The sequence below is a fragment of the Brevundimonas sp. Root608 genome, assembly GCF_001427825.1.
Lineage (GTDB): Bacteria > Pseudomonadota > Alphaproteobacteria > Caulobacterales > Caulobacteraceae > Brevundimonas.
Genome location: NZ_LMGT01000006.1, coordinates 15,483 through 38,157, shown reverse-complemented (window position 1 = coordinate 38,157; position 22,675 = coordinate 15,483). Strand labels below are relative to the sequence as shown.

Annotated in this window: 15 protein-coding genes; 14 read left to right on the top strand and 1 reads right to left on the bottom strand. The window is 66.4% G+C overall.

Features of this window, described 5'->3' with window-relative positions; translation table 11 throughout:
• Positions 1 to 316: 316 nt before the first annotated feature.
• The 12 genes from ASD59_RS14275 (at position 317) to ASD59_RS09730 (ending at position 20,808) form a co-directional block, all read left to right on the top strand.
• Positions 317 to 9,064 carry a VCBS domain-containing protein gene (locus ASD59_RS14275; protein ID WP_055831363.1) on the top strand — a complete coding sequence of 2,916 codons (8,748 nt, stop codon included), beginning with the start codon at positions 317 to 319 and terminating at the stop codon, positions 9,062 to 9,064.
• 8 nt (positions 9,065 to 9,072) lie between these two features.
• Positions 9,073 to 9,729 carry a hypothetical protein gene (locus tag ASD59_RS14270; RefSeq protein WP_156377002.1) on the top strand — a complete coding sequence of 219 codons (657 nt, stop codon included), beginning with the start codon at positions 9,073 to 9,075 and terminating at the stop codon, positions 9,727 to 9,729.
• 112 nt (positions 9,730 to 9,841) lie between these two features.
• Entirely contained in the window at positions 9,842 to 11,683 is a 1,842-nt protein-coding gene (locus ASD59_RS09770) for a type I secretion system permease/ATPase (protein ID WP_235561790.1), read from the top strand.
• A complete protein-coding gene (locus tag ASD59_RS09765; protein ID WP_055831360.1) occupies positions 11,680 to 13,050 on the top strand; it encodes an HlyD family type I secretion periplasmic adaptor subunit in 1,371 nt (456 codons plus the stop codon). Before ASD59_RS09770 ends, ASD59_RS09765 begins: the two co-directional genes overlap by 4 nt.
• Before the next feature lie 550 nt (positions 13,051 to 13,600).
• A complete protein-coding gene (locus ASD59_RS09760) occupies positions 13,601 to 14,509 on the top strand; it encodes a helix-turn-helix domain-containing protein (protein ID WP_055831358.1) in 909 nt (302 codons plus the stop codon).
• A gap of 11 nt (positions 14,510 to 14,520) precedes the next feature.
• Complete coding sequence (locus ASD59_RS14265; RefSeq protein ID WP_056621502.1) at positions 14,521 to 14,820, top strand: hypothetical protein; 300 nt, start codon at positions 14,521 to 14,523, stop codon at positions 14,818 to 14,820.
• Positions 14,813 to 15,247 (top strand): hypothetical protein, encoded by a 435-nt coding sequence (locus ASD59_RS09755; RefSeq protein ID WP_055831356.1) that lies wholly within the window; start codon positions 14,813 to 14,815, stop codon positions 15,245 to 15,247. The genes ASD59_RS14265 and ASD59_RS09755 overlap by 8 nt, the downstream gene beginning before the upstream one ends.
• Positions 15,248 to 15,431: 184 nt before the next feature.
• Positions 15,432 to 16,061, top strand: a complete 630-nt coding sequence (locus tag ASD59_RS09750) for an HK97 family phage prohead protease (protein WP_055831355.1) — start codon at positions 15,432 to 15,434, stop codon at positions 16,059 to 16,061.
• Between the two features lie 5 nt (positions 16,062 to 16,066).
• Positions 16,067 to 17,302, top strand: a complete 1,236-nt coding sequence (locus tag ASD59_RS09745) for a phage major capsid protein (RefSeq protein WP_055831353.1) — start codon at positions 16,067 to 16,069, stop codon at positions 17,300 to 17,302.
• 359 nt (positions 17,303 to 17,661) lie between these two features.
• Positions 17,662 to 19,896, top strand: coding sequence for a hypothetical protein (locus tag ASD59_RS09740; RefSeq protein WP_156377001.1), 2,235 nt, complete (start codon positions 17,662 to 17,664; stop codon positions 19,894 to 19,896).
• Positions 19,896 to 20,126: a hypothetical protein gene (locus ASD59_RS09735; RefSeq protein WP_055831349.1), complete on the top strand. Its 231-nt coding sequence runs from the start codon at positions 19,896 to 19,898 to the stop codon at positions 20,124 to 20,126. Before ASD59_RS09740 ends, ASD59_RS09735 begins: the two co-directional genes overlap by 1 nt.
• Positions 20,127 to 20,175: 49 nt before the next feature.
• The gene (locus ASD59_RS09730; RefSeq protein ID WP_056621504.1) at positions 20,176 to 20,808 is read left to right on the top strand and encodes a hypothetical protein; all 633 of its coding nucleotides are present in this window, start codon (positions 20,176 to 20,178) and stop codon (positions 20,806 to 20,808) included.
• Here ASD59_RS09730 and ASD59_RS09725 read toward each other — a convergent pair.
• Positions 20,805 to 21,374: a hypothetical protein gene (locus ASD59_RS09725; RefSeq protein WP_055831345.1), complete on the bottom strand. Its 570-nt coding sequence runs from the start codon at positions 21,372 to 21,374 to the stop codon at positions 20,805 to 20,807. The two genes, ASD59_RS09730 and ASD59_RS09725, sit on opposite strands and share 4 nt — an antisense overlap.
• 314 nt (positions 21,375 to 21,688) lie before the next feature.
• On the opposite strand from ASD59_RS09725, the gene ASD59_RS09720 reads away from it, so the two are divergent.
• Together ASD59_RS09720 and ASD59_RS09715 are read left to right on the top strand one after the other, a co-directional pair.
• A complete protein-coding gene (locus ASD59_RS09720; RefSeq protein ID WP_156377000.1) occupies positions 21,689 to 22,066 on the top strand; it encodes a hypothetical protein in 378 nt (125 codons plus the stop codon).
• Positions 22,067 to 22,113: 47 nt separating this feature from the next.
• Positions 22,114 to 22,626, top strand: coding sequence for a MerR family transcriptional regulator (locus ASD59_RS09715; RefSeq protein ID WP_055831341.1), 513 nt, complete (start codon positions 22,114 to 22,116; stop codon positions 22,624 to 22,626).
• Positions 22,627 to 22,675 lie beyond the last annotated feature (49 nt).

The window sequence follows — 22,675 nt, the reverse complement described above, 5'->3', positions numbered from 1 at the left end:
AAGAAATTATGTTGACTATGTTTCTCGCTCGTGACGCGAAATCGTCAGCTTTTGCAATAGATGACCACTGAAATTGAGACGCTCAGGCATATCGCAATGCTAACGAGCCGTTAACTTCCTGTCGGCTGGTGACGACTCCGCTGAACGCGGGTCTCTCACCGGTGCGTGATCGCAATGAATGCGGCGCGCGAAATCGGGGTGGGGAATTTCAAGTCAGACGCGGATCGGTTTCGACGAAACCGACCTGTTCGGCCTCTTGCGGTCGGGCGGCTGTCCTGTCGTTGCGCCCGGATGCAGATCAATCACGGGGCGAACAATGGCGACGCAATCGAATTCCGGCTCGAACACCATCACCGGCACGTCCGGCAGCGAGCACCTGAACGGGGGCTCCGGGGCCGACACCATCTACGGGATGGGCGGAAACGATCGCATCAACGCCGGTTCGGGCGACGACATCATTGACGGCGGATCCGGCAACGACATCGTGAGCGGCGACGCAGGCGACGATACCGCCATCTATGTGCTGGGCGAGAACGTTGGTTCGACCGATGTCTACGACGGCGGCTCCGGCATAGACACCATCAGGCTGGTGATGACCCGGGCGGAATGGCAGACCCCGATGGTCCAGGCTGACCTTGCCCGCTACCTGACCTTCCTCGCCCAGGTCACGAACCCGGTGAACGGTCAGGCCACCAATGCCAATTTCACCTTCTCCTTCGGCCTGACAGTTTCCAAATTCGAGAAGCTTCAGGTCACCGTTGACGGTGTCGCGATGGACCCGCGCGACCAGGATGTGACGCTGGTCAATGACGTGATGTCCGCCGGCGAAGAGAGCGTCAGCGTCTCGGTGAACGTCCTGGCCAACGACAGCGTGCCGGACCTGATCGCGAACCTGACGAACACCCAGCCCGCTCATGGTTCAGTCACCCTGACCCGCACCAGCGGCGCGCCCGGCACGCCGGACACGGCCAGCTTCGTCTACACGCCCAGCCCGACCTACTGGCAGTTCCTGGCCGCGGGCCAGACGGCGACTGACACCTTCACCTATACGGTCACGGACTCGGACGGCGATGTCCGCACGGCGACGGTCACCGTCACGATCACGGGCACGAACGACGCGCCGACCATCACCTCGGCCGTGTCGAGCGGCGCCGTGGTCGAGAACGGCGTTGTCGCCGCCTCGGGCGCCATCGGCTTCGCCGATATCGACCTGCGCGACGCCCACACCGCCACCAGCACGGCGGCGGCTCCCGGCTATTTCGGAACCTTCTCCACGACAGTGACCGACAGCGGAGAAAACGACGGCGCCGGCTCGGTGACCTGGAATTTCGCAGTCGACAATGCAGCGATCCAGTATCTGGCCGCTGGAGAGACCCTGACCCAGAGCTACACGGTCACCGTCGATGACGGGCAGGGCGGCTCGGTCAGCCAGCCGGTCACCGTCACCATCACGGGCACGAACGACGTCCCGACAATCACGGCCGCCGTCGCTTCTGGCGCCGTGGTCGAGGATGGCGTGGTCGCCGCCTCGGGCGCCATCGCGTTCGCCGACATCGACTTGCGCGACAGCCATGCGGTGTCCAGCGCGGCCAATGGCCCGGGTTACCTCGGAACGTTCAACGCCCATGTCACGGACAACGGCGCCGGCGACGGCGTGGGCGGAGTTGCATGGGACTTCGCCGTCGACAATGCGGCGATCCAGTACCTGGCCGCGGGCCAGGTCGTCACCCAGACCTACACCGTCACCGTCGACGATGGTCAGGGCGGAACGGTCAACCAGACCGTCACAGTGACCATCACGGGCACGAACGACGCGCCGGTCATCACCACGGCGGACGTGCAGGGGGGCGTCAGCGAGGCCGAGCCCGTCACGGGCGTCCAGGCCCCGACCACGCCTGTCATGGCGGACATTGAGTCCAACAACGCCTTCGCCACGGCCCAGGTCATCAACCGCGCCGACATGCGCATCAACGCCGGCAACACCAATCTGGCCGACCCGACCGATCCGTCGGTCCGGATCCAGGGCGCGATCTCCACCAGCGCCGACCAGGACGTGTTCCGCATCGACCTGCAGGCGGGCGAGACCCTGACTCTGGACGTCGACTTCGCCGGCATCATCCCGGGCGTCGGCGGTCTGGACAGCTTCGTCTTCCTGTACGATGCCGCCGGCAATCTGCTGAACTTCAACGATGACTCGTCGACCACGCTGGGCGGCGGCGGCTCCACCTCGACCCAGGATTCCTTCCTGCAGTTCGTCGCCGCTTCGGGCGGAACCTACTACATCGTCGTCAAGGACTTCGATCAGTTCGGTCAGTCCTCGGCCGGCACCTATGCGCTGAACGTCAGCGTGGATAGCCAGAACCTTCAGCTGACCGACACCGGCACAATGACGTTCGCCGACGTCGATCTGCGCGACGGCCACACGGTCAGCGTCGTCGCCGAGGGCGGCGGCTATCTGGGCGGTCTGACCGCCATCGTGTCGAACGCAAGCACCAATGACGGCGCCGGCTCGATCCAGTGGACCTTCTCGGTCGCCAACGCCGCCGTCCAGTTCCTGGCCGCGGGCGAAACCCGGACGCAGTCCTATGTCGTGACCGTCAACGACGGTCAGGGCGGCACGGCCAGCGACACGGTGACGATCACCATCACGGGCGAAAACGACCGTCCCACCATTTCCACGGCCTTCTCGTCGGGCCAGGTGATCGAGAACGTCGTCCACGCGGCGACCGGCGTCATCGCGTTCGACGACGTCGACCTGATCGACAGCCACAGCGTCAGCAGCGCTGCGGATGGAACCGACTATGTCGGAAGCTTCAGCGCCTCGGTCAGCGAACCCGCGACCGCCGCTGGCGGCGGCGAGGTCTCCTGGACCTTCAACGCCAGCGAGGCCGAACTGCAGTTCCTGGCCGCTGGCCAGAGCCGGCTCCAGCGCTACATCGTCACGATCGACGACGGCAATGGCGGCACGACCCAGCAGCTGGTGAATATTACCATCGTGGGCACGAACGACGCTCCGACCATCACCTCGGCCGTTTCGAGCGGCGCCGTGGTCGAGGACGGCGTGGTCGCCGCCTCGGGCGCGATCGCCTTCGCCGATGTGGATCTGCGCGACGCCCATACGGTGTCGAGCGCCGCGGATAGTCCCGGCTATCTCGGAACCTTCAGCGCCACCGTGACTGACAACGGCGCCAATGATGGCGCGGGCTCCGTGAGCTGGAACTTCGCGGTCGACAACGCCGCGATCCAGTATCTCGCCGCCGGTGAAACGGTGACCCAGACGTATACCGTCACCGTTTCCGACGGGCAGGGCGCAACGGTCAACCAGCCCGTCACCGTGACCATCACGGGTACGAACGACGCGCCGACGATCACGGCGGCGGTCGCTTCGGGCGGCGTGACCGAAACGGCTGACCTGTCGGCGGGCGAGAATGCCGTGCTGCTCGGCGCCACCGGCTCCATCTCGTTCGCGGATGTCGATGTGATCGACACCCACAACGCGAGCGTCACACCGCAGGGTGTTGACTATCTTGGTTCTCTGACCCTCGGGGGCGTGGACCAGGACGGCAACTCGGTGGGCTGGTCGTTCGCGGTCAACGACGCGGACATCGACTTCCTCGGCGCCGGGGAGACCCGCACCCAGAACTACACCGTCGCGATCAGCGACGGGCAAGGCGGCACGGTCGAGCAGGTGGTCACCATCACCGTCACCGGCTCCAACGATGCGCCGACCGTCACCAGCAGCGCCAGCCAGGTATTCAGCTTCAGCGACTCCCAGGACTCGAGCGTTTACGACGGCACGAACTGGTCGTTCCAGGAGAACGGCTTCGATTTCGACGGCTTCTACGACTACCCGTACGGCTATGGCGCCAATGGCGGCGGCATGGCCTACACCTACGGCAACAACAACTGGTCGGTCAGCGGTTCGGACGGCACGATCAGTCGTCAGGATGGCGCCAACTTCGGCATCCGCAGCTTCTCGGTCGCCAACTTCGCGTCCAACTCGACCGCGACCATCTACGGCTATGTGGACGGCGTTCTGGTCGCGACCCAGACCTTCAACGTCAACAGCCAACATCAGGTCGTCACGCTGGATTCTGCGTTCGGCAACGTCGACGAAGTCCGCTTCGACGCCCCGCAGAACGACTACATCTTCCTGGACGAGATCGTCATCGGTTCGACGGGCGCGACGGTCCAGCTGGCGGAACTGGCCGACGGGGACGCCAACGAAGGCTCGGCGAGCCTGACCGCCAGCAGTTCGACGGCCTTCTTCGACGTCGACCTCAGTGACACGCACACCGCCACGGCCGCGGCCCAGGGATCCGGCTATGTCGGCGGCCTGACCATCGATGGCGTCGACCAAGCGACCAACACGGTCAACTGGACCTTCGCGGCGGCTGACGGCGAACTGGACTACCTGGCCGCCGGTCAGACGATCACCCAGCGCTACGTCATCACCATCGACGACGGCCACGGCGGCACGGTCGATCAGACCGTCTCGGTAGTCCTGACCGGCTCCAACGACGCCCCGACCATCGTCGCGGACGGTTCGGACACCTCGGGCGGCGTCACCGCCGAACCGATCGATCCGGCCACCGCCACGCCTCCGGCGCCGATCAGCTTCCTGGTCGAGCAGTTCACCGGCTTCCAGTCGAACGATCTGAATACGCTGCGCAACTACGCCGCCAGCAACCCGGCCAACTACACGGCGACGACCAGCGTCATCGACTACACCGATGATCCCGGCGGCTTCTCGGGCGAACTGCCCGGCAGCTCGCCCTGGCCGGCGGCTGTCGCCGCGGGTCAGTCGGGTACGGGCGGCGTCAATGACGTCTTCTTCGCCCGCATCACCTCGCAGTTCTCGGTGACGACGGCAGACACCTACACCTTCCGGACGTTCAACGACGACGGCGTCTTCCTGCTGGTCGACGGCGTGCTGGTCATCGCGGACGCCGGATACCACCCCGAGTCGCCGTTCGAGGGCAGCATCGCGCTGTCGCCGGGCAATCACACGATCGAACTGTTCTTCTTCGAGAACGGCGGAGAGGCCTCGCTGGAGCTCTCGGTCCGCAACTCGACGGGCCAGTACGGCCTGCTGGGCGGCTCCGGCGGCGGTCTGGGCGGCGTGACCACCCTGATCTCCGACACGGGCGTCATCAACTTCGCCGACGTGGACCTGGCTGACGGGCACACGGTCTCGGTCGCGGCCCAAGGCTCAGACTACCTCGGCAGCCTTTCGGCCCATGTCAATGACGACGGCTCCGGCGATGGCGAAGGCGATGTGACCTGGACCTTCAACGTGTCCAATGACGCGGTCCAGTTCCTCGGCGCAGGCGAAACCCGCACACAGGTCTATGCCGTCACCGTCAACGACGCCCACGGCGGCACGGCGACCCAGAATGTCACCGTCACCCTCACCGGCAGCAACCTGGCGCCGATCGTGTCCGGCGGCGTGTTCGCCGGCGCGACGGTCGAGGACGCCCAGGTCACGGCGGCGGGTGTGGTCGCCTTCACTGACGTCAACCTGATCGACGGCCATTCGGTCAGTTCTACGGCTGCGGGAACCGGCTATCTGGGAACCTTCACAACGACGGTCGCCGACAACGGCGCAGGCGACGGCGCCGGCTCGGTCAACTGGAATTTCGCGGTCGACAACGCAGCCGTCCAGTTCCTGGCCGCGGGTCAGGTTCTGACCCAGACCTACAACGTCGTGATCTCGGACGGTCAGGGCGGCTCGGCCACCCAGCCGGTCACGGTCACTGTCACCGGGACGAATGACGCGCCGGTGGCCAACGCTGACACAGCCACGACCAACGAGGACACGCCCGTCACCTTCGACGTGCGCGCCAACGACACGGACGTGGACGGTTCGAGCCGCACGGTCACCCACATCAACGGTTCGGCGATCGCCGCCGGCGGTTCGGTGACCCTGGCGGACGGCGGACTGGTGGCGATGAACGCCAACGGCACGCTGACCTACACGCCGGCGGGCAACGCCAACGGCGCCAAGAGCTTCAACTACACGATCAACGATGGCCAGGGCGGCTCGGCCGCCAGCACGGTCAATGTCACCGTCAACCCGGTGAACGACGCGCCGGTCGCGAACCCCGACTCGATCACGACGAACGAGGACACTTCGGTGAACTTCGACGTGCGCGCCAATGACACGGACGTGGACGGTTCGAGCCGCACGGTCACCCACATCAATGGTTCGGCGATCGCCGCCGGCGGTTCGGTGACCCTGGCGGACGGCGGTCGCGTGGTCCTGAACGGCAACGGCACGCTGACCTATACGCCCGCCGCCAACGCCAACGGCGCCCGGACGTTCGACTACATCATCAGCGACGGCCAGGGCGGTTCGGCCAGCAGTACGGTCAATCTGACCGTCAACCCGGTCAACGACCGTCCGGTCGCCGTCAACGACACAGGCTCGGCTATCGAGGCTGGCGGCGTCCAGAACGGAACCCCGGGCTCCGCAGCCACGGGCAATGTGCTGGCCAACGACACCGACATCGACGATGCGGTGCTGGTCATCTCGGCCGAACGCACCGGCCCCGAAGCCGGCGGCGGCACGGCGGGAACAGTGGGTTCGCCGCTCAACGGCGCCTATGGCACGCTCGTGCTCAACGCCAACGGCAGCTACAGCTACGCCGTCAACGAGACCCACGCCGCGGTTCAGGCCCTGGCGACCGGCCAGGCCCTGACCGACACCTTCACCTATACGGTGCGGGACGCGGCCGGTCTGACCGACACGGCCCAACTGACGATCACGATCAACGGCGCCAATGACGCGCCGGTGGCCCAGAACGTCACCCTGCAAGCCAACCAGCTCGGCAACGGCGGCTTTGAGGCCACGCCGAACTTCCAGGGCTGGACGGTCAGCACCGCGACCAGCGGCCTGACGTCGACCAACAGCTCGACCGCCGTCGTCGACCGGTCGGGAACACCCATCGCCGGCGACGCGGCCGTAGCGGTCCTGCAGTTCACCGGCACGGTGCCGAACGGCTACGGCACCGGCTTTGGTCCGTCGATCACCAGTGCGGCGTTCGCGGGTCAGGCGGGCGATACCGTCCGCTTCGTCTACAAGCTGTCCTCGGGCAGCGACCAGGCGATCGGCACGGGCTACATCCGCGATGCCGTCACCGGTGCGATCGTGCAGACGGTGTTCAACTACCAGACGCCGTTCTCGGGCTCGACAGGCGTGGTCACCCAGGATGTCGTCCTGGCGGGCAGCGGCAACTATGTGATCGAGTTCCGCGTCGGTTCGTATGACGCGACCGGCGGCCGTGCGGTCGGCGCGCGCCTGGATCTCGGCTTCGCCGGCATCCTGCGCAACGGCGTCGGCGAGGATGAGAACTTCACCTTCCCGGCCTCGAATTTCACCTCCAGTGCGGTCGATCCGGATGGCGGCGCCCTGACCGTGATCTCGGTGGGCGCCAGCGCCAACGGCGCCGTCGTCACACTCAACGCCAATGGCACCGTGACCTACAACCCCGCCGGCCACCTGGACTTCCTGGCCGCCGGCCAGCAACTGGTCGACACCTTCGAATACACCATCAGCGACGGCCGCGGCGGCGTCAGCACCGCCACCGCCAGCGTCACCGTGATCGGCAAGGACGATGCGACCGTGGTCAGCCACGCCGCGGAAGACCAGTCGTCCGACATGCTCAGCGCGTTCAGCTACACGTTGGCCGCGGACACCTTCACGGATCCGGACTCGACCCTCACGCTGACGGCGACCCTGGCCAACGGCAATCCGCTGCCCTCGTGGCTGAGCTTCGACGCCGCGACCCGCACCTTCTCCGGCACCCCGCAAGGCGCCGACGTGGGTCACCTGGATATCAAGGTCACGGCATCGGGCGGCGCCCAGGCGGCGTCCGACGTGTTCAGCCTGGACGTCAACATCGTCAACCAGACCCTGACGGGCTCGGCGGGCAACCAGACCCTCACCGGGGACGTCGGAGCCGACACGATCGTCGGCGGCGACGGCAGTGACAGGCTGACCGGCGGCGCGGGCAATGATGTGATCTCGGGCGACGCCCTGAACGCCGCCGGCGTTCAGGGGCCGGTCCAGGCTCCACTGACGGCGACGGCCGCCTCCTACTACACGGCCAGCCACAACCTGGTCACCGGACTGGGCGGTGAGCGTGGGTTCGGCGAGCAGCTGTTCGCCCGGAACGACGACTCCTCGCTGGGTCCGATCGACATCACCTCGGTGTTCGGCGCCGCGGGTCTGGACTTCTTCGGCACCACCTACTCGTCGCTGTTCCTGAACAACAACGGCAACATCACCTTCAACAGCGCGTTCGGCGGCTACACCCCGTCGAGCATCAGCGCCGGCATCGGCAACCCGCTGATCGCGGCGTTCTGGACGGATATCGACACCCGCAACGCCGCGGGCCAGACCAGTCCCGGTGGAACGTCGCAGGGCACCAACCAAGTCTATTATGATCTGGACGCCGTCAACGGCGTGCTGACCTTCACCTGGGATGATGTGGGCCAGTATTCGAACGGCACGGCGCCGAACGCCTTCCAGATCCAGTTGATTAGCCGGGGGAATGGCGATTTCGACATCATCTACCGCTACGAGGACATCACCTGGGGCGACAACGCACGGGCCGGCTACAACTCCGGCACCGGCACCTCGTTCGAGTTCGCCTCGTCGGGTACGTCGGCCATGCTGGATCTCGAGAACACGGTCGGAAACACCGGCATCGCAGGGGTCTATGTATTCAACGTCCGCGACGGCGTGGTCACGCCGGACAACAACGACATTATCGACGGCGGCGCGGGCATGGACCGGCTGATCGGCGGTCTCGGCGATGACGACTTCGTCTTCCACGCAGGTCAGGCCGACGGCGATGTCATCGTCGACTTCATCGGCAATGGCGACGGCGCAGGCGACGAACTGGTCTTCCGGGGTTACGGCACGGCGGCGCAGGGCGCGACCTTCGTCCAGCTGGACGCGACCCACTGGCAGATCAACTCTGCTGACGGCTCGATCCACGACGTGATCACGATCGAGAATGGCGGATCCATTCATTCCACCGACTGGGAGTTCGTGTGATGAACCGCTTGCTCACCCCCGACTGGCGTGGCCCGATCGACTGGAATGCTGAACGGGAACCGGGAGCGCCGGTTCTGCGGTTTATACCGGCTGCGCGCCCGATCGATCTGCTGGACGAGGCGGAGGTCGTCGTTCAACGGCCAACACCGACCGTCCATTCGGTCGAGTCCTTCGATGCAGGCGAAGAAGTCGGACGTTACCTTCCGCTGGGCGAGGGGAGTGTTGCGGTCCGGGAGACGGGGTCATACGTGCCCTCCGTGGCGGCCTTCGAGCCGCTGACTGGATCGGCGGCCGGAACGGGGCTGTATGACGCGGCCGTGGATGAGTTCTTCATCGGGGGGCGGATCGGAAATCTGCAATCGCATGATCCGTCGGGAACGGATTCCTGGGAGCTCCCCCCGCTTGAAAGTGTGTCCGACGACGTCATCGCCGATCCGGCGACCGTCGCGGGGGACCTGGACGTCTTCATCCCGCTGCCGCATGGCGAGGTGTTCGCCCTGTCGCTGGATGAAGGCGCGGACGCCTTCAGCGTCCAGGACGGCGGGCTGACGTTCGGAGGGGGGGACGACCCCCTCTGGATGTTCACCCTGCTTCCGACGCCGGACGACCACGTACACGACACCGGGTTCGGTCATCCCGGCCTGGGCAGCGATCCCTGGGGCTGAGGCCCCGAGGGAAGTCGGCATTTACCGTTGCTGGGGTGACGTCCGGGCATGGTATGAGCCGCAAGGTGCGATACCTGTACCCTATGAGTAGCAGACGCGTGGCCCAGACTTGTTGAAGAACCTGCTGCCCAGCAAGCCGGGGACCGAGCCTCTGGCCGAAGCGTTGAGGGCCTGCCGTCCGCACTTCGTGTGGGCGGCGGTGTTTTCGGCCCTCGTGAACCTGCTCTATCTGACGCCGACCCTGTACATGATGCAGGTCTATGACCGCGTCGTACCGACGGGCGGTCTGCTGACGCTGGTGCTGGTCACCGCCGTCGCCGTCTTCGCCCTGGCGGCGCTGGCCGCTCTCGACTGGCTGCGCGGGCGGTTGATGCTGCGGGCCGGGCTGCGGCTCGACCGGCTGCTGTCGGGCAAGGTCCTGGCGCGGGTTGTCGACCTGCAGGCGAAGTCCCCGAACACCCAGGCGCTTCGCGAATTCGATCACGTGCGCGGGGCCATCGGCGGCCAGGGCATGCTGGCGCTGTTCGACGCGCCCTGGACTCCCATCTATCTGCTGTGTTGCTTTCTGCTGCATCCGGCCATCGGGCTTCTTACGCTGGTCGGCGGCGGCGTGCTGTTCGCCCTGGCCTGGCTGAACGAGCGCGACACCCGTCCGCGGCTGAAGAAGGCCATGCAGTCCCAGAACTCGGCCTACGCCGCGCAGGAAGGCGTGGCGGGCCAGTCCGAGGTTGTGCGCGCCCTTGGCATGAGGCAGGCGTCGATATCGCGGCAGGTCGAGCAGCGCCGTCTCGCGACCGCGGCCCAGGCAGACGCCCAGCTGGCGGGCGGGCGCTATTCCGGCGCGATCAAATTCCTTCGTCTCGTCCTGCAGTCAGCCGCGTTGGGCCTGGCCGCCTATCTTGCGGTCAAGAGCGAGATCTCGCCCGGGGCCATCATCGCCTCGTCCGTCCTGCTCAGCCGCGCCGTGGCGCCGATCGAACTGCTGGTCGGCGTCTGGCCCAGCCTGGTTCAGGCGGTGAGCAGCTGGAAAGTCCTGACCGACCTGTTCGCCAGCACCGCCTCGGTGGAGCGGGAACGCACCCTGTTGCCCGACCCGCGCGGACGGCTTCAGGTCGAGGGCGTGTCGGTGAAATTCCCCGATACCGACCAGCCGCAATTGCGCGGTGTCTCCTTCGCGTTGAAGCCGGGGCAGACGCTGGGCATCGTCGGGTCGAGCGGCTCGGGCAAGACCACGCTCGCCCGCGTCATAGCCGGCGCCCTGCAGCCCCAGGCCGGAGCGGTCCGTCTCGACGGCGCCGAGTACGAGGCGCGGGAGGGCGACGAACTGGCGCGCTGGATCGGCTATCTGCCGCAGGTCCCCAGCCTGTTCGCTGGCTCGATCAAGGAAAACATCTCGCGGTTCGCCACCTCCGCCGGGCTGGATCAGGAAACCGCGGATCGCGGCGCCGTGCAGGCCGCGATGGCGGCGGGCGCGCACGAGCTGATCCAGCGCCTGCCGCAAGGCTATGACACCATCCTGGGACCGTTCGGCCAAGGCCTTTCGGCGGGTCAGGCCCAGCGCATTGCACTGGCGCGCGCCCTCTACAACGATCCGGTCCTCCTTGTGCTGGATGAGCCCAACTCCAACCTCGACCAGGAAGGCGAGGCGGCGCTGATGCAGGCGATCCTGGGCGCGGCGGCGCGCGGAGCGGCTGTGGTTGTCATCGCGCACCGTGCGGGGGTGCTCGCGCGCGTCGATCGTCTGTTGATGATGCGGGACGGGGTGGTCCAGCTCGCGGGCCCTCGCGAAGAGGTGCTGGAAAAGATGCGCGCCACCGCCGGCCGACCGGGCGCGCCGCCCACGCCCGCGGCTGAACGGCCGATGTCCACGCCCCCCGGAGTGATGCAGCCAGCGGGTACGGAACAAATCTCGCCGCAGGCGACGAGCGCGCGGACGTCCGGGCGCTCCCAATGACCAACGCCGATACGCCATCCCTTCCAGCGCCGGGCATCGTCGCGCCGCCCCCGGAGCCACCGGTTCTGGTGCCGGACACCCCGCGCCGCGAGCTCGCGGTCGGCGGGCTTATCATCGTGGTCTTCTTCGTCATCTTCCTGGGCTGGGCCGCCCTTGCGCCGCTTGACGCCGGCGCCTACGCCCAGGGCCAGATCGCCGTCTCGGGCAACCGGCAGGCTGTGCAGCACCGCGAAGGCGGCGTGGTCAGCGCCCTGCACGTGGCCGAGGGCGACACGGTTCGCCGCGGCCAGATTCTGCTGCAGTTGGCGTCCGGCGAGTTGCGGGCGACCGAGCGCGGCGTGGCCGGCCAGGTCTTCGCCCTGATCGCCCAACGGGCGCGCCTGACCGCGGAGCGCGACCGGCTCGGCGGCATACCGACCCCCCCCGAGTTCGCCGACCTCTCCGGGGACGACCTGGTCCTCGCCCGGGAGTCGCTGCGTATCCAGCAGCTCCAGTTCGGCGCCCGGCGCAGCGGCCGCTCGACCGAGACCGGCGTGCTGGGCCAGCGCGTCGCACAGCTGAACGAACAGATCGCCGGCTATGAAGGGCAGATCGCCGCCAACCTCGAACAACAGCGGCTGATCCAGGAAGAACTGACCGGGATGCGCAGTCTGGCGGAGCAGGGCTACGCGCCGCTGACGCGCGTGCGCGCGCTGGAACGCACGGCGGCCCAACTGGACGGCGAACTGGGGTCGCTGCGATCGCAGATCGCGCGCTCGCGGGAAGCGATTGGCGAGACCCGTCTGCAGATGTCCGGCGTGTCCACCCGGATGAACGAAGATGTGGCCGACCAGCTCCGCCAGATCGACGTCCAGCTGAACGAGCTACGACCCAGGATGGCCGAATTGAGAGCCCAGATCGCGCGGACCGAGGTGCGGGCGCCGGCGTCGGGCGAGGTCGTGGGGCTAACCATCTTCACCCCGGGCGGCGTCATCCAGCCGGGGCAGACGCTGATGGAGGTGGTGCCCCGCGACGCGTCCCAGGTGATCATCGCCCAGGTCAATCCCAACGATATCGACAACCTGCGCGTCGGGCAGACCACCGAGGTGCAGTTCCCCGGGCTGCGCGAACGCAGCCCGCCCACGATTCACGGCCGCGTGACCCGGATTTCAGCCGACAGCTTCACCGTCGAACAGACCGGCGCCACCTATTACCGGGCGGAGATCGTGGTCCCGGCGTCAGAGTTGAAGACCCTGGGACGGGCGGCGAGCTCGTTGCGGCCTGGCGCCCCGGTCCAGGTGATCATCCTGCTGAGAAAACGAACCGCGCTGGCCTATCTTCTCGAGCCTCTCACAGACAACTTGTGGCGCTCCGGAAGCGAGCAATAAGCAGCCGGAAGCCCGTCGCCGCCCGTTGGCCGGCAAGCCCATCCGGCACACAAACCAACAGGCCCGGCATCTTGCAGTTGCAGGGCCCGATTCATGCTCGAACAGACCTGTTACCACCCTGTTCCTGTCGCGGGCAGATCATACGGATCGACGGGGCCCGCGAACAGACGGTTTGCAGGCAGAAGCGCCTTCATTACCCCGAAGATCCAGACCTAAATTACATCGGAACAGGCGGAGCAAGGTCAACCCAAGGGAGGGCGGCCCTCGATCGGCAGAGACGACGGCGGGAACACGCTGGTGAACGGCCCGGTTCAGCGGACCTATGGCGTGGCATCTCCCCGGATGCAGGCCGTTTTGACGGGACCAGTCGGTGCTTGGAATGCTGGATAAGGTTGGCCGGCTCGGCGAAGTGCGTGGCGGACAGAGAGGTTGTCCGCTCCCTCCGCAAAATCAGACCCTTAGGCTGTCTAACCGCCCGCTTCGCCTACATTGTTCTTCAAGGTGTTTCCGGCTCTCTGCCTAACCCGGATGCTGCCCCTCGGGGTGGCGCATGAGCCGCCTTCTCGACGTCCATAACTTCGTTGGCGACAAGCTGCGCTGGCAGACGCAGGTGCTGCTCGACGTGGCGCTGAGCGCCAGCGCCAGAACCGTCGGCTGTCTGATCGCTCACGACCTCAACGTTGAGCGCGGCGCCGCCTGGCGGGCTCAGGAAAACATGGCGGTCGCCTTGGGCCTGTCGTTGTCCACCATTCGACGTGGGATCGGCGAACTGCGGCGCGCCGGCCACCTGTCCGTTCGGCGGTCGCGGGGCCGCGGGCGAACCCAAAACTATGTCGCCATGATCCTCGATGCTGCCGAGGCTCACGACAGCATCGATCAGGCCATCCTCGCGCGCAAAGCTGCCGTCGCAGGCGAGCCTGAAAAGGTGTCACCAGTGACTTTGGACGCTGCCGAAAAGGTAGCACCCGTGACTTTAGACGCTGCCGAAAAGGTAGCACCGGTGACCGGTCAGGCCTCGGAAAGGGTGTCACCAGTGAACGGTGACGTCGCCGAAAGGGTGTCACCTGTGACGCAAAAGGGTGGCGCCAGTGACCGCCAATCCCTTGAAGACTCCATTACTCCCCCCTTCCCCCCGTCGAGGGCAAACCGGGTTCGTTCGAACTGGGGTGAGCCGCTCCAGTCGTCTGCTCCTTTCCCGGCCCGGGAAGTGCGCGAGGCGATCATCGGTAGGCTCGGCGAGGCAGGAGCGCGGTCATGGCTGGACCCTCACGGCTGGGACCGGGAGAGCCGCACCATCGTGACGAACCTCGCGATTGCGGCTGACAAGCTCCGGTCGGACTGCGGTCGAGAGCTTCGAGGGCTCGACGTGAAGGTCGTCTGCGACAAGGCCCGACATGACGCGCTGCGCCGCGAGCCCCGCCCGGTGTTCGCCAGCGAGGGCAAAGGGCTCGCCGCGTGAGGTCCGCTTCCATGATCTCGACCGCGACCAGGGGGGGCTTCGAAAATCCCGGGCGTCCGTTCGTTGCGGACCGGTGGGGGTGCCATTCGGAGATTTTTTTCGGCGCAGCGGGAAATCCGACGGCGACCCGCAAAGGGCTGCTCAGCCAGTTGGGTCTGACCGGCGACCGCGTCCGGCGCCGGATCGAACGGAGTGCGCCGCCAGCGGATGCGCAGGCTGCCCCTCACAGCATTCCCGGCGCGGAGCTCCCGCCCGGCGACGGACGGCGCTCGCGCCTCATTTTTTTCGATCTGGAGAACACCCGTGACTGACTTCGATGCGACCGCCCAAGTCGTCGATCTGGCGAAGGATATCCAAACCGTCATCGCCGCATCCGACCTCGAGGGGGAGGCGGCAGTGATCTGCGACGCTCTCCAGCTCGTCGCCGTTCAAGCGGCAGAGCGAGCGTTTTCGAACGAGCAGATCGGGCGAAACCTCCTGCTGCTGGCCGAACGCTACCTGTCGGCACCGGGCCCGGGCGCGGACGCCCCGAAGTCGGAGGTCGAGACCGCTCACGAGGTCCTCTGTGGAACGACGCTGTTCCTGGAACGGCTGGGGATCAGCCGCCCGAAGGTGCGCGAGTTCATGCTCGGCTTTGTCGTCTCGTGGATCGGGATGGCCGAGGGACCTCAAGGAGCGGGGGTCATCTACCGGCACGCCGACGCTCTGGCTGGACGTCCTATGGGAACGGTTCAGTGAGACTTGTCACGCAACGCGGGAGTGGCTATAGAGGTCGGGTCGCTACCGGAATCCGGGGCGGCACCATGCGTCACCAAGCCCCTGAGCGGGACGCAAGGCTGAACCGAGGCGCTCCGCGCCTCATGGCTTCGCTTTGCCCTTTGGTGACCCCGTGACCGCTCATTCCGACCTCCGCACTGGCCCCATGCTGGCCATCAAGATCGCGCCTCAGGATGCTGAGCGCGGTTTGATCGAAGGCTATGGCGCGACCTTCGAGTCGACGCCTGACCTCCAAGGCGACATCGTCCGCCCTGGAGCGTTCGCCCGAAGCCTGACCCGGTATCTACCGGCGATGGTCTGGGCACACGATCTAGGCCGTCCGGTCGGACGCTGGATGGAAGCTCGCGAAGACAGCAAGGGCCTCTGGCTGAGGGGTCGGTTGAACCTCGAAACCGAGTCAGGGCGCGAGGCCCATTCCCACGTCATGGCCGGCGACGTTACCGGCCTGTCCATCGGCTACAGCGTCCCGCCTGGCGGGGCCAGTCGAGGGAAGGGCGTCGACGAGCGAATCCTGACGGCGGTCGATCTGCACGAGGTCAGTCCCGTGGCAGTTCCAGCCATGCCGAACGCGCGGATCACGGCGATCAAATCCCTGACGTCGCAACGCGAACTGCAAGCCCTTCTCCACGAAAGCGGCCTCTCACGCGGGGCCGCCGCCAAGATCGCCGCCGCAGGGTGGACGGCGCTTAACGGCGAACAAGACCACCCGGACCTCAACAACTTGGGCGCGCGGATCAAAGCCGCGACCGCCGAAATCCTCAGCATGAAAGGCTGAACGACATGACCACCACCACCTCGCTTCCCTTCGGCGTCCTCGGCGCCATGTCTGCCGCCGAGCGCCGCGCCGGGCGGTTTCTGCGCGGCCCGGATGGCCACCGCGAGATCAAGTCCTTCGAGGACCTGGCCTCCGCTTTCGGCACCCACAACGACGCGGTGAAAGAGGCCTTCGCCGACCTCAAGACCAAAGCCGCCGAAACTTCCGCACGCCTGGACGACGTCGAACAGAAGGTCACGCGCCGCGGCGGCGGGGGCGGCATTGGCAGCGGCGACGAACTGGAGTGTCGCTCCCTGGGGGCCAAGTTCGTCGCCCAAGACGGGGTGAAGGAGTTCGCCGAGCGAAACGCCCGCAATGACCGCTACGCCTTCGAGACCAAGGCGACGATCACCACGGCCACGACGGACGCCGCGGGGTCGGTCGGCGCGGCAATCGAGGCGTTCCGCGACCCCACCATCACGCCGCTCCTCCAGCGGAGGCCGGTCGTTCGGTCGCTGCTTCCCGTCATTCAGATGTCGGGTGGCGCAGTCGAGGTTCCGCGCATCAAGGGCCGCAACAATGGGGCCGCGCCCGTCGCTGAAGGCGCGGCGAAGCCCGGATCGGACATGCAGCTCGAGCTTGAGACGATCCCGGCACGCGTGATCGCGCACTGGATGAAGGCCAGCCGGCAGGTGCTGGAAGACCTGCCGCAGTTGGAGGGCCTGATTAACACCGAGCTCCTCGACGGCCTTGCCTTGGTCGAAGAGGCCCAGTTGCTCTATGGCGACGGCACCGGCCAGAACCTTCAAGGGATGGTGCCCAAGGCGACTGGTTTCGCGGCGCCGTTCGTGATCGCCGATCCGACCATGCTGGACACGCTGGGCCTCGGCCTCCTGCAAAGCGCCCTTGCGGAACATCCGGCGACGGGCATCATCATGCATCCGTCGGACTGGACCCGCATCACGCTGCTGAAGGACGCTGACGGAAACTACATCATGGGTTCGCCGGGGTCCGCGATCTCGCAACGGCTCTGGGGTCTGCCGGTCATCACCACGCAGGCGATGAATGTCGACAAGTTCCTGATCGGCGACTTCCCCCGCGCGGCGACCCTGTACGACCGCTGGTCGGCGCGGGTGGAGCTCGGCACCGTCAACGACGACTTCACCCGGAACCTGGTGACGATCCTCGCCGAAGAGCGGCTCGCCCAAGCTGTCAAACAGCCGAAGGCGCTGACCTACGGGGACTTCGGCAACGTCGCCTAAGCCACCGAGGCAAACCGGGTTCGTCGCATCACAGACGAACTCGGTTTGTCCGCCTCGGTACCGCCGCCGAACAGGCGCCCAATCCAGAAAGATCAGCCATGTCCACCGCCGTCATCGGGTCGCTCAGGGTCGTTCTCGGCCTCGATTCCGCTCAGTTCGAGACCAACCTCACCGCAGCCCAAAAGCATCTTCAGGGCGTGGGTCGCGACCTTCAGAACATGGGCCGGGGCTTCGCCATGGTCGGGGCTGGCCTGACCGCGACGGTCACCGCGCCGCTGATCGCCGCGGGCTTCGCGGCCTCGAAAGCGGCGACAGAGGCCGCCGACGCCATGGGTCAGGTCTCAGCGGCGCTGGCGTCGATGGGCGCGGCCTCGGGCAAGACCAAGGAGGAGCTCGCGGGTCTGGCCGACGGCCTGATGCGCAACTCGCTGTACGACGACGACGACATCCTGCGTTCGGTCACCGCCAACCTTCTGACGTTCGGCAAGGTGTCGGGCGTGGTGTTCGACCGGGCTCAGACCGCCGTGGTGGACTTGGCGACTCGCATGAGAATGGACCTCCAGTCAGCCACGGTGCTGATCGGAAAGGCGCTCAACGACCCGATCAATAGCCTGTCCGCGCTCGGACGGACGGGGGCGGTCACCAAGGACTGGATCGCGGGCAACAAGGATCGCATCGCGGCTATGGTCGAGTCGGGCAATGTCGCGGGCGCGCAGGCCCTCATTCTTGGCGAGCTAGAACGCCAGTACCGCGGCTCGGCGGCGGCGGCCCAGCGCACCGATCCATACGACAGGTTGCGCGACAGCCTGAACAGCCTGTCCGAAAGCGTGGGCGCCATCGTCAACCGCTACCTCGTCCCGCTGACGGACGGGATCGCGGGCATCGCCGACAAGTTCAACGGCCTCAGCCCCGCCGCACAGAACATGGTGGTCGCAGGTGCGGCCATCGCCGCCGCGCTCGGGCCGGTTCTGATCGCCGTGGGAGCGGTTGTCGGCGCGGTCGGGACCTTGGTCACCACCCTGGGCACGGGCGGCGCTCTGGCGGGCGTCGGCGTGGCCATTGGAGCCATCGTCCCCTTCATCCTTCCGGTCGCCGCCGCCGTCGGCGCCGTAGTCGGGGCCTTCCTCCTATTCCGAGACGACGTCGAGCCGGTCCTGAAACGCCTCTGGGCGACGACGCAGGAGACGCTCGGGCCCGCGCTGGGCGAACTGTTCTCGACGGTCGGCGACCTCGTCAGGGGCATGGCCGGCGCTTGGATGACGTTCTTCGACGGCCCCATCGGCTCGCTGATCAGCAAGTTCGCGGCGCTCGTGGTCGATCTCCTGGGCAACTCCATCGTGCGAACGCTGACGGCGCTGGTCTCCATCGTCGAGGGTACGCTCTCCAACATCGGATCCCTGTTCTCGATCCTTGGCGATCTCCTGACCGGAGACTTCTCCGGTGCGTGGGCCACGCTGAAGGACGCGGTCGGCAACACCGTTGGCGCGCTGGCCGGCGTGATCGAGGCCTTCTGGCCGGGAGCCATCGAGTCGCTCAAGAAGGTCTACGAGGGCGCGAAACATTGGCTTCAGGACAAGCTCGGCGAGGTGCTGGGCTGGGTCGGGCGGAAGCTGAAGGAGACAGGCGACTTCTTCTTCAACCTGTACGACCGTGTTGTCGGCCACAGCTACGTCCCTGACCTTGTCGAGGAGACGGGCCAGTGGTTCGCGAAGCTCCAAACCCTGATGGTCGACCCGGTAGGCCGCGCGACCCGCGCGACCGCCGACCGGTTCAAGGAGATGCGCGAGGAGCTCCGTGGTGTCCTGCAAGACCTCATGACCGATCAGGAGCGCGCCGCGCTCGCGCTGGAGCGTCGAATGCAGGTTCTCCGCAGGAGTCTGGGGACGGGTGATCTGACCCAGGGGCAGTTCAACGAGCAGGCGGGCCGGGCCCGCGGCATCTACGACGCCGCGGTGACCGAGCGGCTCGACCCCATGGCGCGCATCGACCTTCAGCCGCTGACTGCCGCCGCCGATCTGAAGGAGGCCCTCGGCCTCGACCGGGTCAAGGAACGGATCGCGGCGATGAAAGAAGACTTCGCCGACGCCTTCGCCAACGGTCTGGACGCGGCGCTGCATGGCGACTGGGCGTCGGTATTCCAGATCATGTTCGGCGACGCGATGCGGAACTCGATGCGGAACGTCGGGTCGCAAATCTTCGATCTGCTCGGCCTCGGCCAGAGTGGGATGAAGCAGGGCGGCGGCCTCGGCAACATCGGCTCGGTCCTGTCGTCGATGTTCTCGAAGCTGCCCAAGTTCGCGACGGGCGGCTCGATCATGCCGGGCGGCAGCGGCGGGACCGACAGTCAGTTGGTCGCCTTCTGGAAGTCGCCTCACGAGCGGGTGGACATCGGCGCGCCCGGTTTCAGCCCAGCGGGAGGAGGGGCGCCGTTGCACTTCGACATGCGCGGCGCGGTCATGACGCAGGACCTTCTCGCGCAGGCACAGCGGATGGCGAACGAGAGTGGCGGTTTGGCCGTCACTGGGGCCCGTCAAGCGGTCCCTGTCGATCGTGCGAAGTCTGTCCGCTACCGCCTCGGCATGAGGGCTGGGTGATGACCTCCGTCGAACTTCAGGCCCTCTCCGGCCGGCTAGCTGCCCAAGATTTTCTCATTGGTCAGTTACAGGCCATCGTGCTGGCCGCAGGCCTGGTCACAACCGATGAACTGGCGACGATGATCGATCAGCAAGGGAAGGCCGCCAAGGCCAGTGGGAGCGCGCACCTCGCGATGATTCTCTCTGCTCGCGCCGCGGCGGTTCGGGCGTCCGGGATGCTTCAACCCTGACGTGGCGCCGGTCATTGGGTTTCAGCCGAACTGCACCCATAGTCGGCCCATGGAACCGCCGGCCCACATCACTGAAATGATCAAGGCCCGGGCCAAGGCGCTCGGGCCTATCTCGCTGCGCGATCAGATGTGGCGCGAGGCCGTGCAGTTCCATGAGAGCGCGCAACGAAACTTCGAGCAGCGGGTCGGTCCAGATGGCCGCTACGCCTTTCCGTTCACCGCGGGTGTGGTCGGCCTGGCGTTCGCCAGCGAGCTCTATCTGAAGACGTTGCTTCTAATCGCGCACGGGAAGGCCCCGTCGGGTCACCGACTCAACGTCCTGTTTGCGAAGCTGCCGGACACTGTGCGCGATCTCGTGAAGGTGCGTTACGAGCAGCGCCGGAAGGGGACAGGCTCGGTCCTCGAGCGCGACCTCGTCACTTACTCCAACGCCTTCGTGGAGTTCAGATACGTTTACGAGGGCGGGAACCGGGCGATGGACGTCGTCGGTCTCGGCCAGATCGCGGCTTCGCTCTACGAGGCAAGTCTGCGGCTCAACCCTGATCTTCAGATGTACGAATACACCCACATTCGGGTCACCTCGGCCCTGCAGGGCGTCCCGATCTTTTCGCAGGGCGCGCACCCTTACCCGCCCGGGCCGCCTTGGCCGGACGAAGAAGGGGCCTCCACGGTCGACGCTTAACCGAGCAGTTGGGTTAACGCCGGTAGGAAGGGGGCCAGGACGGTCATGTGGTTGGCCGCGCTCGACACCAGCCGCTGGTACGCGTTCGCCTTCGAAGCCGGGTCCTGCGCTGCCTTCAGGTCCGCAAGGGCGATCAGAAGCCGGTCCCGGTCGGCGGCGTCGTCCACCTGCGCCGAGATGGCTTCGCTGGCTTGCTGGATCACGTCCCCTTGGTGCGAGATGTTGACCGAGGAATCGTGCCCGATGGTGACCCGCGAGTTCGGGCCCGAGACCGAAATCGACTGTGGCACGCGATGAGGGAGAGCGCCCTTGCGCCTGACCTTGAGGGTGTAAACTGGCGGGATCGGGCCCAAGCCGTCAGAGAACACGACGTCGTAGACTTCGAACACCTCATCTCGACCGTTCGGCAGAAGGCGCCTGACCTCGTCACCGGGCTCCACATGGATGGAGACGTCTTCGGTGATGATCTCCTTGTCGCTGATGACGACCAGCGGCTCCGCACGAACGCTGCCGTCGGGCGCAAACACAGTCACCTTGATCGGGTCGAAGTGCGAGAGGATCGACATTGTTACGGCCCTTTGCGGCTGCCTGACGTTTCGTCAGCGCGCCAAACTATTGTCCAACAGGCGACGGATCGCCTCAGGGCGTGACGGCGGGTTCGGGCCCTGTACCGAAATCCAGCTATCGAGGCGCCGCAGCATATCAGGTGCCAGCCGTACCATCACAGGAGTCGCATCTGTCGGCGGACGCCCGCGCCTTTTTCCAATATCATCTATTGCCTTGGACATGGTTAAGCAATATTGGAAAAGGCGGGTCGGAGCAAGGCTGGAACCTCGCTCTCGACCCTAACCGCAACCTCGACCACTGGAGGATCGAGATCATGGCTAGCCACGCCAATAGCACACCCGCGCCCACGTCGCGCCGGGTCACTACCCGCCACGCCGAATCGGAAGTCGATGCATTTCGCCGCTGGGAGGCCGAGGCTCACGCCTGTGAAGTGGCCGCTCAAGCGATGGATGAGGATGATGCGGAGTTTTCCGGCCTTTGGGCCAAGCAGGCCGACCTCGAAACCTTGATCTTGGTGACGCCCGCCGCCACCCGACCGGCGATGCTGGTGAAGGCACGCCTTGGGCGGCTGGATCGGCACCGTGATGTTGATGGGGCAGGGGTGGCCCTGTTCGAGCAGATCATCGAGTACCTGGCGGAAGGCGACGACCGAGAGAAACAAACGCGGTTTGCCGGTGAGCGTGGGAGTTGACACGGCAATGATACCGTGTCATTTCACACGCAACGAGGAGAGACGCCATGGGCTGGACCCGCCAATACACGCAGTTCTCGGCCAGCGAGGCCGAACGGATCACTGGCCTTGACGCTGCCCGTCAGCGCGACTTTCGCCGGCACGGCTATCTGCCGCCGTTGGAGGCGGGGCGGGCAAAGTTCGACGCCAAGACTCTCGCCCGGATGCTGGCTCTCAAGGCCCTCGCCGACGTCGGCGTGTCGCCGTCCTTCGGCGCAGAGGTGGCGGGTTCTTGCGAAGCCCTAATCTCGGCGCGAGTGCTGGCCGACGACCGCGCAGTGAGCGACCCGCTGGACCTTCGGATGGGCGAACCGCTGATCCGGGGCGCGGAGGGCTTGCCGGAGCGTCACCGGTGGCTGGTCGTTCGGCCCGTGTCCGAAAAATACTCTTGGGCGGCGACGCCGGAAGACTTGGCCTCCGCGGTCGGCGCCGCCTCGGTCGTGGTCGATCTGTTCGCACTGGGCGATCTGCTGCTCGAGCGGGCTGGCGTCTTGGTCACCATCGAGAGGGAGGCGGCCTGATATGGCTCGCGCCAACCTTCTCCCGCCCAGCCTAGCGCCCCTGGGCGTA

Coding starts and splice junctions, on each gene's coding strand:
- ASD59_RS14275 (WP_055831363.1), top strand. CDS start 317: ATGGCGACGCAATCGAATTCCGGCTCGAACACCATCACCGGCACGTCC.
- ASD59_RS09765 (WP_055831360.1), top strand. CDS start 11,680: ATGACCAACGCCGATACGCCATCCCTTCCAGCGCCGGGCATCGTCGCG.
- ASD59_RS09760 (WP_055831358.1), top strand. CDS start 13,601: ATGAGCCGCCTTCTCGACGTCCATAACTTCGTTGGCGACAAGCTGCGC.
- ASD59_RS14265 (WP_056621502.1), top strand. CDS start 14,521: ATGATCTCGACCGCGACCAGGGGGGGCTTCGAAAATCCCGGGCGTCCG.
- ASD59_RS09750 (WP_055831355.1), top strand. CDS start 15,432: ATGCTGGCCATCAAGATCGCGCCTCAGGATGCTGAGCGCGGTTTGATC.
- ASD59_RS09745 (WP_055831353.1), top strand. CDS start 16,067: ATGACCACCACCACCTCGCTTCCCTTCGGCGTCCTCGGCGCCATGTCT.
- ASD59_RS09740 (WP_156377001.1), top strand. CDS start 17,662: ATGGGCGCGGCCTCGGGCAAGACCAAGGAGGAGCTCGCGGGTCTGGCC.
- ASD59_RS09735 (WP_055831349.1), top strand. CDS start 19,896: ATGACCTCCGTCGAACTTCAGGCCCTCTCCGGCCGGCTAGCTGCCCAA.
- ASD59_RS09730 (WP_056621504.1), top strand. CDS start 20,176: ATGGAACCGCCGGCCCACATCACTGAAATGATCAAGGCCCGGGCCAAG.
- ASD59_RS09725 (WP_055831345.1), bottom strand. CDS start 21,374: ATGTCGATCCTCTCGCACTTCGACCCGATCAAGGTGACTGTGTTTGCG.
- ASD59_RS09720 (WP_156377000.1), top strand. CDS start 21,689: ATGGCTAGCCACGCCAATAGCACACCCGCGCCCACGTCGCGCCGGGTC.
- ASD59_RS09715 (WP_055831341.1), top strand. CDS start 22,114: ATGGGCTGGACCCGCCAATACACGCAGTTCTCGGCCAGCGAGGCCGAA.